10 protein-coding genes and 5 tRNA genes are annotated in these 14,673 nt (G+C 62.1%); all 15 read left to right on the top strand.

Going from position 1 to position 14,673, the window contains the following annotated elements:
• Window positions 1-9: 9 nt before the first annotated feature.
• Window positions 10-639, top strand: coding sequence for an SGNH/GDSL hydrolase family protein (locus IDH44_RS02705; RefSeq protein ID WP_190914422.1), 630 nt, complete (start codon window positions 10-12; stop codon window positions 637-639).
• Window positions 640-784: 145 nt separating this feature from the next.
• Entirely contained in the window at window positions 785-1,621 is an 837-nt protein-coding gene (locus IDH44_RS02700; RefSeq protein ID WP_190914420.1) for an ABC transporter ATP-binding protein, read from the top strand.
• A 251-nt stretch (window positions 1,622-1,872) separates the two neighbouring features.
• Window positions 1,873-1,947, top strand: a tRNA-Gly gene (locus tag IDH44_RS02695).
• Window positions 1,948-1,955: 8 nt separating this feature from the next.
• Window positions 1,956-2,032: transfer RNA gene (locus IDH44_RS02690), tRNA-Arg, on the top strand.
• An 18-nt stretch (window positions 2,033-2,050) separates the two neighbouring features.
• Window positions 2,051-2,127 (top strand) — tRNA-Pro (locus IDH44_RS02685).
• 8 nt (window positions 2,128-2,135) lie between these two features.
• A tRNA-Gly gene (locus tag IDH44_RS02680) sits at window positions 2,136-2,209 on the top strand.
• Between the two features lie 95 nt (window positions 2,210-2,304).
• A tRNA-Gly gene (locus tag IDH44_RS02675) sits at window positions 2,305-2,379 on the top strand.
• Window positions 2,380-2,571: 192 nt separating this feature from the next.
• Window positions 2,572-5,379, top strand: a complete 2,808-nt coding sequence (gene ppc, locus IDH44_RS02670) for a phosphoenolpyruvate carboxylase (RefSeq protein ID WP_190914418.1) — start codon at window positions 2,572-2,574, stop codon at window positions 5,377-5,379.
• 114 nt (window positions 5,380-5,493) lie between these two features.
• On the top strand, window positions 5,494-6,060 hold the full coding sequence (sigW, locus tag IDH44_RS02665; protein WP_190914416.1) for an RNA polymerase sigma factor SigW: 567 nt from the start codon (window positions 5,494-5,496) through the stop codon (window positions 6,058-6,060).
• 120 nt (window positions 6,061-6,180) lie between these two features.
• A complete protein-coding gene (locus IDH44_RS02660) occupies window positions 6,181-6,828 on the top strand; it encodes an anti-sigma factor family protein (RefSeq protein ID WP_190914414.1) in 648 nt (215 codons plus the stop codon).
• Between the two features lie 133 nt (window positions 6,829-6,961).
• Complete coding sequence (gene cdaA, locus IDH44_RS02655) at window positions 6,962-7,795, top strand: diadenylate cyclase CdaA (protein ID WP_190914412.1); 834 nt, start codon at window positions 6,962-6,964, stop codon at window positions 7,793-7,795.
• Window positions 7,788-9,572, top strand: coding sequence for a CdaR family protein (locus IDH44_RS02650; protein ID WP_190914410.1), 1,785 nt, complete (start codon window positions 7,788-7,790; stop codon window positions 9,570-9,572). The genes cdaA and IDH44_RS02650 overlap by 8 nt, the downstream gene beginning before the upstream one ends.
• Before the next feature lie 53 nt (window positions 9,573-9,625).
• Entirely contained in the window at window positions 9,626-10,966 is a 1,341-nt protein-coding gene (gene glmM, locus IDH44_RS02645; RefSeq protein WP_190914408.1) for a phosphoglucosamine mutase, read from the top strand.
• A gap of 285 nt (window positions 10,967-11,251) precedes the next feature.
• Entirely contained in the window at window positions 11,252-13,057 is a 1,806-nt protein-coding gene (locus IDH44_RS02640; RefSeq protein WP_223869305.1) for a cache domain-containing sensor histidine kinase, read from the top strand.
• A complete protein-coding gene (locus IDH44_RS02635; RefSeq protein WP_190914406.1) occupies window positions 13,054-14,577 on the top strand; it encodes a response regulator transcription factor in 1,524 nt (507 codons plus the stop codon). The genes IDH44_RS02640 and IDH44_RS02635 overlap by 4 nt, the downstream gene beginning before the upstream one ends.
• Window positions 14,578-14,673: the final 96 nt, after the last annotated feature.

The following is a 14,673-nucleotide window of genomic DNA, read 5'->3' as shown; positions in this document are numbered from 1 at the left end:
GAGGTCGAAATGAAGACGCTATTTGTGATTGGCGACAGTATCTCGATTCAGTATGGCCCCGCACTGCGGGCGATGGTAGAGGGCAGCTACGTGTACGACCGCAAGGGCGCGCGCGGCCCCGAGGATACCGACCTGGACCGTCCGGCGCAGATGAACGGCGGCGACAGCGCGAGGGTGCTGGAGTACGTGTGCGAGCGTGACGCAGAGGGCTTTTGGAAGCCGGGCATGGTGCTGCTGCTGAATTGCGGACTGCATGATATCAAGACTGATCCGGCCACGGGCAAGGTCCAGGTCGAGATCGCGGATTACCAGCGCAATCTGCGCGCCGTCTTCGAGCTGATGCAGCGGCGCGGCGTTGAAGGGGTATGGGTGCGGACGACGCCGGTAGAGGATGCGCGTCATAATGACCGGCCCGGCATGGCGTTCCATCGCTTTAACCGGGACACCATCGCCTACAATGAGACGGCGGATGCGCTGGTCGCCGAATTCGGCTGGTATTCCATCGATTTGTATGGGTTTAGCGAGCGGCTTATTGCTTGGCTCGGGGCGGACGAGGTCTACGTCGACCACGTCCATTTCAGCGAGCGGGTACACGGCCTGCAGGCGGCTTATTTGTGCGGCGCGCTCGCGAAGCTGTAACATTTCACAAGCAGAATTGTGAAAAAAATGGTTGACAATTAAAGTTGAGAACGATTATCATTAATTCATGCAAGTAAGAATCATTATCATTTATCTGTAATCATTCTAAACTATAAAATCTACTTTAAGAGGAGTGAAGTTTGCGATGATTCGTTTGACGACCACCGGTCTGGACATTGCTTATGAGAAACGCAAAATTGTGGAGGATCTGAATATTGCAATTCCTCAAGGCAAAATCACGGCGCTGGTCGGTTCGAACGGATCGGGCAAATCCACGATCCTGAAAACATTGGCGCGCATCATGTCGCCTTCAAGCGGCAGCGTGTTGCTCGACGGCAAATCGATTCACAAGCAGTCGACGAAGGAAGTGGCGAAGCAACTGGCGATCCTGCCGCAGAACCCGACTTCTCCGGACGGGCTGACCGTGACCGAACTCGTCTCTTACGGGCGTTTTCCGTATCAGAAGGGCTTCGGCTCGATGAGCAAGGAGGATCGCCGCGTCGTCAATTGGGCGCTGGAGGCGACTGCTATGACAGAATTCGCCGAGCGTCCGGTGGACCAACTCTCCGGGGGGCAGCGGCAGCGCGCCTGGATCGCGATGACGCTCACGCAGGAGACGGATATCATGTTCCTGGATGAACCCACCACGTTCCTCGACATGGCGCATCAGCTCGAGGTGCTTCAATTGCTGCACAAGTTAAACGGCGAGGCAGGACGAACGATCGTCATGGTCGTGCATGATCTCAACCACGCTTCGCGCTACGCCGACCATATGATCGCGATCAAGAAGGGCCGTGTCGCGGGCGAGGGCTCACCAACCGAAGTCATGACCCCCGACATATTGCGCGAGGTGTTCGGCATCGAGGCGGATGTCGTGCCCGATCCGCGTACCGGCGTACCGCTCTGTCTGCCGTTCGCGCTCGCGCCGCAGCAGGCAGCGGAGGATGCCGGCAAGAAATCGTTAGCGGCGGTCGGCGCGTAGCGCGGGGCAGGACGCCGCCAGCCGTTTCGTCTTGCTGTCGTATGAGTGAACGTCGGCTCTTAGCATACAGACGCAAGCGGCTCTCGTACACGAGGGAGCCGCTCGCCTTTGCCCGCTGTTGCGTCCGATTCGCCGCGTTCAAGGTCGTGCTGCGTTCCCCCAATTTTTTTTAAAAAAAAGCTTGCATTCCTGCCGAATACCTGATATATTATTACTTGTCGCCTTTGATGTTTTGGCGAAATCAAGCAAATGCGGAAGTGGCTCAGCGGTAGAGCATCGCCTTGCCAAGGCGAGGGTCGCGGGTTCGATTCCCGTCTTCCGCTCCATACAATATGCGCCCTTAGCTCAGCTGGATAGAGCGTTTGACTACGAATCAAAAGGCCGGGAGTTCGAATCTCTCAGGGCGCGCCATTTATCTTTTAGCAGTAACGGGACGTAGCTCAGCTTGGTAGAGCACCTGGTTTGGGACCAGGGGGTCGCATGTTCAAATCGTGTCGTCCCGACCACTAAAGATGCGGGTGTAGTTCAATGGTAGAACCTCAGCCTTCCAAGCTGATGGCGTGGGTTCGATTCCCATCACCCGCTCCATACCGTCATCGAGAAGCCTTGCGCGCAAGGCTTTTTTTATGGGCGGCGAGAATTCCAGAAATGGACTTAAAACCAACTTACAACCGATTAACCGTGCGGAAGTGGCTCAGCGGTAGAGCATCGCCTTGCCAAGGCGAGGGTCGCGGGTTCGATTCCCGTCTTCCGCTCCATCCATCCATTCGAAGCCTCGACAATTGTCGAGGCTTTTTGAAATATGAAATATATAGTATTACGAGTTGAAGGGCTTGGAACAGCCGGATTGGAAGGCTTTTATGAAAGGACTTCAACCGTGTGATGTTTTGTAGTATGATAATAAAAGTGATTCCGCGTCCGTGCAAACGATGCAAAACAGGAGGAAATGTATGTCTGAACAAAGTACATCGGCTGCAACTGCGAGCCGTCCCCAAACCAGCAACCTGCTGCGCCGGGACGTTCGCTTCTTGGGAAATATTCTGGGCGAGGTGCTCGTCCATCAAGGCGGCGAAGAGCTGCTGGACATTGTCGAGCGCATTCGCGAAATGAGCAAAACGCTGCGGGCGGAGTACGTGCCCGAGCTGTATGAGGAGTTCAAACGCACCATTGACTCGCTGAGCCCGGAGATCCGTCATCAGGTGATCCGCGCTTTCGCGATTTATTTCCAGCTCGTCAATATCGCCGAGCAGAATCACCGGATCCGCCGCAAGCGCGACTACGAGCGCTCCGCCGGCGAGAGCGTGCAGCCGGGCTCGATCGAGAGCGCGGTGCAAGAGCTCAAGGAGCAGGGCATCGGCGTCGAGGTCGTCCGCGAGCTGCTGGCGGAGATCTCGCTGGAGCTGGTGATGACCGCGCATCCGACCGAGGCGACGCGCCGCGCGGTGATGGACATCCATCAGCGCATGGCGAGCGAGGTCATGGAGCTGGACAATCCGACGCTGACGCATCGCGAGCGAGAGAAGCTGCGGGAGCGGCTGCTCAACGAGGTGCTGACGCTGTGGCAGACCGACGAGCTGCGCGACCGCAAGCCGACCGTCATCGACGAGGTGCGCAACGGCATGTACTACTTCGACGAGACGCTCTTCGAGGTGCTGCCGAGCGTCTACGAGGAGCTCGAGCGCTGCCTGGACAAGCACTATCCCGAGGAAGACTGGCACGTGCCGACGTATCTGCGCTTCGGCTCGTGGATCGGCGGCGACCGCGACGGCAATCCGTCCGTCACCGCCAAGGTCACCTGGGAGACGCTGACGCTGCAGCGCCAGCTCGTGCTGGACAAGTACGAGCGCACGCTCAAGCAGCTGATGGATCTGCTCAGCTTCAGCACCAATATTATTGAAGTAACCGATGAGCTGCAGCAATCGATCCGGACCGACCGCGAGCGCATCGACCGGCTCACCAAGGGCGAGCTGTGGCGCAACGAGAAGGAGCCGTACCGCATCAAGCTCTCCTTCATGCTCGAGAAGCTTCGCAACGCGCGCGACGAATCGCTCAAGGGCTCGGATCGGCGCTACAATCGTCCGGATGAGCTGGTCTCCGATCTGCACACGATCGACCGCAGCCTGCGCCACCACTTCGCGGACTACGTAGCGGATCGCTATATTCGCAAGATGATCCGCCAGGTGGAGCTGTTCGGCTTCCACCTCGCTTCGCTCGACGTGCGTCAGCACAGCCAGGAGCATGAGAACGCGATGGGCGAGATTCTGGCCAAGATGAACATCGTCGACAATTACGGCGCACTGTCCGAGGACGAAAAGATCGAGCTGCTGCACAAGCTGCTCCAGGACCCGCGTCCGCTGACGTCGAGCCATCTCGCCTACTCGGACGGCACGCGCGAATGCCTGGACGTGTATCAGACGATCTACCGGGCGCAGCAGGAATTCGGCCAGGGCTGCATCTCCACCTATCTGATCAGCATGACCCAGGGCGCGAGCGATCTGCTGGAGGTCATGGTGCTGGCCAAGGAGGTCGGCCTGTTCCGCCAGGAGCCGGACGGGGCGATCACCTGCACGCTGCAATCGGTGCCACTATTCGAGACGATCGACGATCTGCATGCCGCGCCGGAGATCATGACGACGCTGCTGGAGCTGCCGATCTATCGCGGCGCGGTCGAGGCGATGGGCAATCTGCACGAGATCATGCTCGGCTACTCCGACAGCAACAAGGACGGCGGCGCCGTCACGGCGAACTGGGAGCTGCGGGTGGCGCTCAAGGACATCACCGCCGCGGCCGCCGCGCATCAGGTGAAGCTGAAGTTCTTCCATGGCCGGGGCGGGGCGCTCGGCCGGGGCGGCATGCCGCTGAACCGCAGCATCCTGGCGCAACCGCCGCACACGATCGGCGGCGGCATCAAGATCACCGAGCAGGGCGAGGTGCTGTCCTCGCGCTATGCCATACAGGGCATTGCCTATCGCAGCTTGGAGCAGGCGACATGGGCGCTCATCACCGCAGCGCGGCTGGCCCGCTTCCCGAGCGCGCCGCCGGAGTCGGAGGCGCAGTGGGACGCGATCGCGAAGCAGATTTCGGAGACGGCGCTCGAGAAGTACCAGGACCTGATTTTCCGGGACTCGGACTTCCTCACCTTCTTCAAGGAATCGACGCCGCTCGGCGAGATCGGCGAGCTCAATATCGGGTCGCGTCCGTCCAAGCGCAAAAACAGCGACCGCTTCGAGGACCTGCGCGCGATTCCGTGGGTATTCTCCTGGACGCAGAGCCGCTATCTGCTGCCGGCCTGGTACGCTTCGGGCAGCGCGCTGCAGCAGTACGTGGACGGCAGCGCAGAGCGCCTGGCGCAGCTGCAGGAGATGTATGAGTCGTTCCCGTTCTTCCGCTCGCTGATCGACAATCTGCAGATGGCGCTGGCCAAGGCCGATCTGCAGATCGCGCGCGAGTACGCCTCGATGATCAAGGACGACGCGATTCGCGACCGTATCTTCGGTCAGATCGAGGCCGAATACAAGCGGACCTCGGAGATGATCCTGAGCATTACCGGACAGCAGGAGATTCTGGACAACGTACCGGTCATTCAAGAATCGATCCGGCTGCGCAATCCGTACGTCGATCCGCTCAGCTACATGCAGGTCCAGCTGCTCACGGAGCTGCGGGAGCTGCGCGCGAGCGAGGCCGACGACGCCGAGCTGCTGCGCGAGGTGCTGCTGACGATCAACGGCATTGCCGCCGGGCTGCGCAATACGGGCTGATCGCACAATCGACCTGGCCGCGGAGCTTCGCGGCCTGATCCCGAGAGGGGCCGGACAGGGCAGGCGCCCGTCCGGCCCCTCTCCCCGCAGCGCGACAATTTGGAGGAAGATGCAGTGATATCTATCGAAGCGCGCTTGGCGCGCATGGCGCTAAAAGGCGACCAGCAGGCGTTCGCCGAGATCGTCGGTCTTTATCAGGACAAGCTGTACCATATGGCCTACCGGATGCTGGGCAATCGCCAGGAAGCCGAGGATGTCGTGCAGGACACCTTCCTTCGGGTGCACAAAAATCTCGAGCGCTACGACCAGTCCATGAAATTCTCGACCTGGATCTATCGCATCGCGACCAATCTGAGCATCGACCGGCTGCGCAAGCGAAGGCCGGGCTATTCGCTGGACGCCGAGTCTTCGGAGCACGAGGGGCTGGACGGGTATTCGATGCTGCCCAGCGACGACCGCACCCCCGAGAGCGAGGCGCTCCTCTCGGAGACGCAGCGCACGGTGCATCAGGCGATGGCGACGCTCCCGCCCAAGTACAAGTCGGTGATGGTGCTGCGCTATTTGCACGAGCTGTCGCTGCAGGAGGTGGGCGAGGTGCTGGACATGCCGGTGACGACGGTCAAGACGAGGCTGCACCGGGGACGCGACTTTTTGCGCAAAAAACTGGAGCGGGTGCTTTAGGGCGTCTATGCCGAATCTGGCGTCAAAAAATAATTTTTGAAACATCTTCGGATTTGCCACGTATCGTAAAGAGAAACACGACGGCTTGCCGTGCAATTTTGCAGAAAGGGTTGGGCTGCTATGAAATGCAACGTCGCCATTCTTTATATGCACGATTATTTGGACGACGAGTTGCCCGCTGTGCAAACGGCGGAGCTGAAGACGCATTTGCAAAGCTGCGAAGCTTGCAAATTGCGGTTTGAACAGCTGAAGCGGACAGAGGCCTTCGCCATGAGCGCGTTGTCCGATACCAGCACCCTTCCGATTGCCGCAGGCGCAGCGACGCATGAGGCGGGTTCCGACCGGCTGTCCGAGCGCATCATGGGCGCGCTCCCTACGCCCAGTCGGAAGCGGAGCTGGACCCGTATGTTTCGCAATCACCCGGCGATTACCGTGGCTGCCGTTTTTGTGCTCCTGATGATGACAAGCTTCTTCTCCATGTGGGGACAAGATACGGAGCTGGTCGTCAGCGGCACCGATCTGCAGCATGTGGTCATCGAGGGGGATACCGTCATCGTGCCGGAAGGCGTGCAGGTCAACGGCAATTTGACCGTGGAGAACGGCAAAGCCGATATTCAGGGCGAGGTGGCGGGAGACCTGATCGTCATCGACGGCTCCACGCAGTTGGCTTCCACGGCCAAAATCATCGGTCAGAACCGCGAAATCAACCAGGCCCTTGATTGGCTCTGGTACAAAGTGACACAGACCGTCAGCGGCTTCGCCAACTAAACAGCGGCCTCCCTGGCAAGGGAGGTTTTTTTACTTTGGCGACCGCTTCGTTTTATAATAAAGAGAAAAAAAGGGTTTGGGCGCTTCAATCTCGAAAATAATAATGTTTATACGGCCGATGGGGGTTGGCGCAATGAACTACTTTGCCGATATGACCTGGAACATGTGGGTTAAAGATCTGATTGATGTGGCAATCGTCAGTTTTATTATATACAAGCTCTTCGTGCTCGTACGCGGAACGCGCGCGGTCCAACTGCTCAAGGGGATCTTCGTGCTCGTGGCGACCTGGGCGGTCAGTACGTGGTTCGACCTGTACACGCTGAAGTGGCTCATGAATCAGATGTTCACCTTCGGGGTCATCACCGTGCTCATCCTGTTCCAGCCGGAGCTGCGCCGGGCGCTGGAGCAGCTCGGCCGCGGCAAGCTGTTCGGACGTTCGACCGAGCTGGACCGGGACATCCACGAGCGCATCGGCGAGCTGATCAAGGCGGTCAACTACATGGCCGCGCGACGGATCGGCGCCCTGATCGTCTTCGAGCGCGAGACCGGGCTCAACGAGTATATCGAATCGGGCACGCGCATGGAGTCGCAGATCAGCTCGCAGCTGCTGACGACGATCTTCGCGCCCAATACGGCGCTTCACGACGGGGCGGTGATCATGCGCGGCGGCCAGATCATGGCGGCCGGCTGCTATCTGCCGCTCTCGGAGAATCCGTTCATCAGCAAGGAGCTCGGCACGCGACATCGCGCGGCCATCGGCATCAGCGAGGTCGCCGATGCGGTGTCGGTCATCGTCTCCGAGGAGACGGGGCAGGTGTCGCTGGCGATCGGCGGCATGGTCGTGCGCGACATCAAGGAAGAATCGCTGATCTCGAAGCTCTTCGACGAGCTCCAGCCCAAGTCGACCGCAGATCGCGCGCGCTCGCGGGTCTGGTTCTGGCGGCGGAAGGAGGATCGCAATGGATAAGTGGCTCAGTCACCCGACCGCGCTGAAAGTCATCTCGGTGCTGCTCGCGCTGCTGATGTGGGCGGTCGTCCATATGGATTCGGATTCCTCGCCCAATACGGTCGCCTCGCTCACCGATACGAAGGAGCTCGAGGCGGTGCCCGTCATTCCGATCAATCTCGACGAGAGCTACGATCTGCGTCTGCTGGAGCCGAGCGTCGTCCGCATGAAGGTGCAGGGCAACCGCTCGGATATCATCTCGGCGGCGGCCGACGATTACAAGGTGACGGTCGATCTCTCCGGGGTGCCGCAGGGCGAGCATGTGCTGCAGCTCAATTACGAGCTGCCGCGCCGTCTGCAGCTGTTGGAGCTGTCGCCCAACCGCGTGACCGTGCAGCTCGTGCCGATTCGGACCGCCTCGTTCCCCGTCGATATCGTAACGATGGGCAATCCGGCATATGATTATACGGTGGGCGATCCGATCGTCGAGCCCTCGGGCGAGGTGGAGGTGACGCTGCCGGAGGACCTGCTCGAGGAGGTAGGCCGCGTCGGCGCGACGATCGATGTCGACGGCCGCGAAGCGATGGTCAGCGAGGGCCGCGTCCGCCTCATCGTCTACGACAAGTCGGGCGAGGAGATTCCGGACGCCGTCGTGGAGCCGGAGACGGTGGCGGTCGACGTGCCGATCATTCGTCCGGCCAAAAAGCTGCCGCTCGCGATCGGCACCTCGGGTGCGCTGGACGCCGGGCTCAGTCTGGTTAATATCGAGCCGCTGGTCTCGGAGGTGACCGTCTACGGTCCGCAGGCGGAGCTGGACAAATATGAGAGCTATGACAACGCGGTCGTGAACCTCTCGTCGGTGAGCGAGTCGGAGACCGTGACGCTGGAGCTGGAGCCGATGGAAGGGCTGGCGGCAGTGTCGCCGCGCGAGCTGCGGGTGCGCATCGAGGTCGCGCCCTATGAGAATCGCATGCTGCCGCAGGTGCCGATCGCGACCAACGGCTTGTCCGGCGGTCTGGAGGCGAGCTTCGTCACGCCGGCGGACGGCACATTCGATATCGAGGTGCGCGGCGCGCCGAGTGTGCTGGCGGCGCTGTCGGCGGAGCAGATCGGGCTGGCGATCGACCTCAACGGGCTCTCGCCCGGCGAGCACGAGGTGCCGGTCGAGGTGACGCTGCCGCGGTATGTCACACTTGTCGGAAGCGACGAATACACGGCGACGGTGGTGATCCGCGACGGGGCGGAGGCGTCCGGCACGGACCCGGAGCAGGGAGCGGGCGGGGAGACGAGCTCGCCGCCCGCTGACGACGAACAGGAGCCGGCTGGCGACGCCGGCGCAGATCCCGGCACAGACGGGACGGATCCAGACGCAGGCGCGGATGGCGACGCCGCGGAGGATGGCGCGGGCGGCGCCGATCCGGATGACGAGGAGCAGCCGATCGCAGGCAACACCGACGGCTCCACTGGCTCGGGGGAGAATGACGGGGCCGACGAGGAAGCGGACGGTCCCGATGGCGAAGAAGACCCCGGGGGAACGGGCGAACCGGAGGGATCCGGCGCCGGAGAGACGGGGAGCGGCGATGTCACGGGGGAATCGGCCGGCGGCACGACACAGGCCGAGCGCGATCCCGCGCAGCAGCACGAGCAGGCAGCGGATGAGGACGAAGCGATTGACCTTGACCCGGCTGGGCATGATACGGAAGCGGACGCCGCGAATCCAGGCGACGCGGACACGCAGAATGGCGCAGCGCCTTCGGGCAGTCCTGCCGTGAAGAACGGCGGCAGCCGCATGGTGTGAGGCGTACATGATGTGAGGGATAATTATTGGGATGGCAAAGGAGAAGCTTGGACATGGGAAAATATTTTGGAACCGATGGCGTCCGCGGGGTCGCGAATCGGGAACTTACGCCGGAGCTGGCGTACAAAATTGGCCGTTGCGGCGGATACATACTGGCAGGAAAGGCAACGTGTCCGAAGGTCATTATCGGGCGGGATACCCGTATCTCGGGCCCGATGCTGGAGGCGGCGCTGATCGCCGGCCTGCTGTCGATCGGTGCAAGCGTCATCAATCTGGGGGTCGTCTCGACGCCGGCGGTGGCGTATTTGACGCGCCACTTGAAGGCCGACGCGGGCGTGATGATCTCGGCCTCGCACAATCCGGTGGAGGACAACGGCATCAAGTTTTTCGGCGGCGACGGCTTCAAGCTGTCGGATGAGACCGAGCTCAAGATCGAAGCGCTGATGGATGCGGCGCTCGACGAGCTGCCGCGTCCGGCCGGCGCCGGGCTGGGCACGGTGACGCTGCGGGAGGATGCCGGTTCGCTGTATACCGACTTCCTCAAGACGACAATCCAGAGCCGCTTCGACGGGCTCAAAATCGTGCTGGACTGCGCGCATGGCGCGGCCTATGCGCTGGCGCCCGCCGTCTTCCGCGAGCTCGGAGCGGAGGTCGTGACGATCGGCGCTGCGCCAGACGGCCTGAATATCAACGACGGCGTCGGCTCGACGCATCCGGAGCTGCTGCGCCAGACGGTCGTGGCCGAAGGCGCGGACCTCGGGCTGTCGTTCGACGGCGACGCCGACCGGCTGATCGCCGTCGACGAGCAGGGCGAGGAGGTCGACGGCGACTTCATCCTGTGCATCTGCGGCGACGCGATGAAGCGGGCCGGCACGCTGCATGCGGATACCGTCGTGACGACGGTGATGAGCAATATCGGCTTCTTCAAGGCGACCGAGCAGCTCGGCCTGCAGACCGCCCGCACAGCGGTCGGCGACCGCTATGTGATGGAGGAGATGCGGCGCGGCGGCTACAATCTGGGCGGCGAGCAGTCGGGGCATGTCATCTTCCTGGATCACAATACGACCGGCGACGGCATCCTCACCGGCCTGCAGCTGGTGAGCACGCTCGTCGCCTCCGGACGCAAGCTGAGCGAGGCCAGGGCGCTGATGCGCAAGTTCCCGCAGGTGCTCGTCAATGTCCGCGTCGGCGACAAGAGCCGCTACATGGACAACGCCGCAATCTTGGGCATCGTGGCCGAGGTCGAGCGGGCGCTCGGCGACAACGGGCGCGTGCTGGTCCGTCCGTCGGGCACGGAGTCGCTCATTCGCGTCATGGCCGAAGGGCCGGACAAGGGCGAGCTGGAGGGCCATGTGACGCGCATTGTCGATGTGGTGAAGGCCGAGCTGAGCTAGCGGCCGCAGTCAGAAGCAGGCTAACTACGGTAAAGATGCAGTTGTATTCGTCAAAACTCCGGAACATGCGGAATTGGGGCGATACGACTGCTTTTTTGCATGTCATACAGCGACAAAGGAACCGCATCAATCATTACTGGCATCATGCTCATCGATTCACGGCCTTAATTTACACTTGACGATATCAAACAAGCGGCGTTATGGTAGGTTACATAAATCATAAGGTTCCGCTCTGATCGGCATCGCGATGAGAAGTTTACGGACATCTATAGGGTGGGGTGCCGCTTGAATTTCGGATGGAGAACGTCGCTCAAGCACAAGCTGTCGGTCATGATCGTCATTTCCACGCTCATTCCGCTGCTGGCGCTGGGCTTTTTCGCATATCGGACGGCCTCGGGGATCAGCGAAGAGAAGGCCAAGCAGTCCGGGCTCAACACGCTGCGTCAGCTGGAGATTCAGATGGGGCTGATGATCGAGGACATCGAGAATATGTCGGTGTTCCTGATCGGCAACGACGAGATTCAGCGTTATCTTGTCTCGGAGGACGAGCTCGTGCCGCAGACGGCGATCGTCGGCTTCCTGACGAATCTGGCGTTCAGCAAAAAATACATTGCCAACATTGTCATCGATGCGGACAACGGCAAGCCGTCGATCGCGCAGACGGCGATTCTCGATACCGGCAAACGCGACATCAGCGATACACAGCCGGACTACTATGCCACACACGCGAAGTGGTGGTCGTCGCTGTACGAGGACCGCACGACCGGCGGCGTGAAGCGCGTCATCTCGCTGGTTCGGCCGATCGGCAGTACGATCGATACCTTTCGGCGCGTCGGCAAGCTGACGATCAGTCTCAATCAGGAGACGCTGGAGGAGCTGCTGCTGCGCTCTGAACTGGAGAATGGCGGCTATGTGCTGCTGCTTGACGGCGAGGGGCGGGTCATGGCCGGACCGTCCGACGACCTGCTGTACCGGCCGCTGCGCGAGGCGTTCCCGGGGATGCAGGCGATGCCGGGGCAACGGGGCGCCTTCACGCATGCCCGGGAGCGCGAACCAGGCGGAGAGCGCGAGCGCAGCACGATCCTGTATCAGCAGGTCGATCGCGTCGGCTGGACGCTCGTCGGCGTCATTCCGTTCGAGGAATACAGCGCGCAGAACCGCTATGTCCTGACGCTGACGGCGGTAGCAGTATGCATGGCGGTGCTGCTCTCGGTCGGGCTCGTGCTGTTCCTCATCCAGCGCGTGACGCGGCCGCTGACCGCGCTGGTGCGCTTCCTCAAGCGCGCCAGTCCGGACGAGCCGATTCCGATGCTGCCGGTGGCGGCGATTGACGAGGTGGGACAGGTCATCGTCAATTACAACAGGCTGACCCAGCGCATCGAGCGGCTGACCGACGAGGTGAAGCAAGGCGAGGCCTTGAAGAAGGAGGCTGACTTGCAGGCGCTGCAGGCACAGATCAATCCGCATTTCCTGTACAATACGCTGTCCTCGATCCACTGGCTGGCGTTGCTCGACCGCGACGAACGAATCGCGGAGATGGTCGGTTCGCTGAGCGATTTCCTGCAGTTCAGTCTTAACAGCGGCGAGGAGATGTGTCTCGTGGAGCAGGAGATCGAGCATGTGCGCAGCTATGTCAGCATCCAGAGCATCCGCTACCCGGATCAGTTCGACGTGCGGATTCGCGCCCAGGAAGCGGCGCGGCCACATGCGATGCTGAAGCTGCTGCTGCAGCCGCTGATCGAGAATGCGATGCTGCACGGTATCCTGAAGCGCGAACGGCCGGGCCGGATCACAGTGGCGGTGCGGCTCAGCGGCGCGTCGCTGCACTATGCGGTCGAAGATGACGGCGTCGGTATGGATGGCGAGACGCTGAAGCGGCTGCGTGCGGACATCGCGCCGCACGAGCCGGGCGCGCTGCAGCCGTATGTGCCCGGACGGCGCGGCAGCTACGGCCTGCGTAATGTCAATACGCGCTTGCAGTTGCATTACGGCCCGGAAGCGGGCTTGTCCATCGAGAGCGAGGCGGGGCGAGGGACGCGGGTGTCCTTCGCAATTCCCACAGCAGACCAACGAAGGGGGGAAGGCGCATGAAGCTGCTGATCGTCGACGACGAGATGATCATTCGCGAAGGGATGAGCCGGGCGATCGACTGGGAGGCGCATGGCTTCGAGCTGCTCCGTCCGGCGGTGTCGGCGGAGGAGGCATGGGCGCGCATTCCGCAGGAGCGGCCGGATCTGATCTTCACCGATATCCGCATGAACGGGCGCAGCGGGCTGGAGCTGGCCCGCGAGGTGAAGACGGCTTATCCGGAGACGGAGATCGTCGTGCTCTCCGGCTACAGCGACTTCGAATACGCCCAGCAGGCGATCAAGGAGGGCGTCAGCGATTATCTGCTCAAAAAAAGCCGCCGCGACGATATCCTCCGGACGGCGCTGCGTATTCGCGAGCGGCTCCTGGAGCGGCGCCGCGAACGTCAGGACAGCCAACTGCTGGAGCGCTGGCTGCTCGCCGACGATCTGCCCGGAGGGCGGCTCTCCGAGCAACTGCGCAGTCGCTATCCCGAGCTGGCCGAGGCCGAGGCCGCGGGCGAACCGATGCAGGTGCTGCTCGTCGCCGCGGACGATGCCGAAGCCTGCCCGCCCCAGGAGAGCTGCAGTGTCTTGACGCGTCGGCTCGGCGGCCCGTCAGCGCTGTGGAAGGGGCATGCGATTGTGGTCGTCCGCCCCGCGCGTGCCGGCGCGGGCGAACTGTCGGCGCGGGTGCGGGCTGCGCTCCGCGAGCTTGCGCAGCGTAGCGAGGCCCGGCTGTGCTGTGCGGCGGGCAGCGAGGAATACGGTCTCGAGGGGCTGAAGACCTCCTTCGAACGGGCGACGGCTGCGCTGCGGTACAGGGACTTGTTGGAGGATACCGACTATGTCGCTTATGACGAGGTCAGCCGCCGCTCCGGCATCCGCACCGTGTGCTCGATCGACGAAGAGAATGCGCTGATCGCGGTGCTGAAGCAGGGCAATGCGGAGGCGCTCGGCGCATGGGTGGAAGCGCGGTATGCCGCATTGCGCGGCGACCCGGAGGCGACGCCCGCCTCGCTGAGCTCGCGCTTGCATTCGCTCTATGTCGCGGCGCAGCGCTGGCTCGACCGGACGGCCGCCGCGCTCGGGGCGGGCGAGCCGTCGCCGAGCGAGCAGCCGTCGCATGCCGAGCAGCCCGGCGTTGTCACCGGCTCCTGGCTGACGATGCGGCTGCTGGCCGTGCAGGAGGCGTACCTGGCGCTTACTCAGGGGCAGAGCTCCTATGTGCAATCGGCGGCCCGCTACATCCGCGAGCACCTGCAGGAGCCGATCTCGCTGCAGGAGGTGTCCGAGCATGTACACGTCCATCCCCACTATCTGAGCGAGCTGTTCAAGCGCGAGACCGGGCAGAATTACAGCCTGTTCGTGACCAAGGAGCGCATCACGCGCGCAATGGCGCTGCTGCTCGAGACGCCGGCCAAGATCGCCGAGGTGGCGCGGCGCGTCGGCTATCAGGACGTGAAGCATTTCACGCAGCTGTTCAAGCGGCACACCGGGCAGACGCCCACGGATTACCGCAGCGCAGGCGGCGGAGCAGGATAGCCCCCCGCCTTGACTCCTGAACTTCGCCCCCCCTACTCCTGAACTCCCCCCCCTTATCCCGCAGCGCCGCCTCCCTTACACTGAAGAAGTCAGATA

This window comes from Paenibacillus sabuli (genome assembly GCF_014705605.1).
Classification (GTDB): domain Bacteria; phylum Bacillota; class Bacilli; order Paenibacillales; family Paenibacillaceae; genus Paenibacillus_D; species Paenibacillus_D sabuli.
This window is presented reverse-complemented; position numbering and strand designations above follow the sequence as displayed.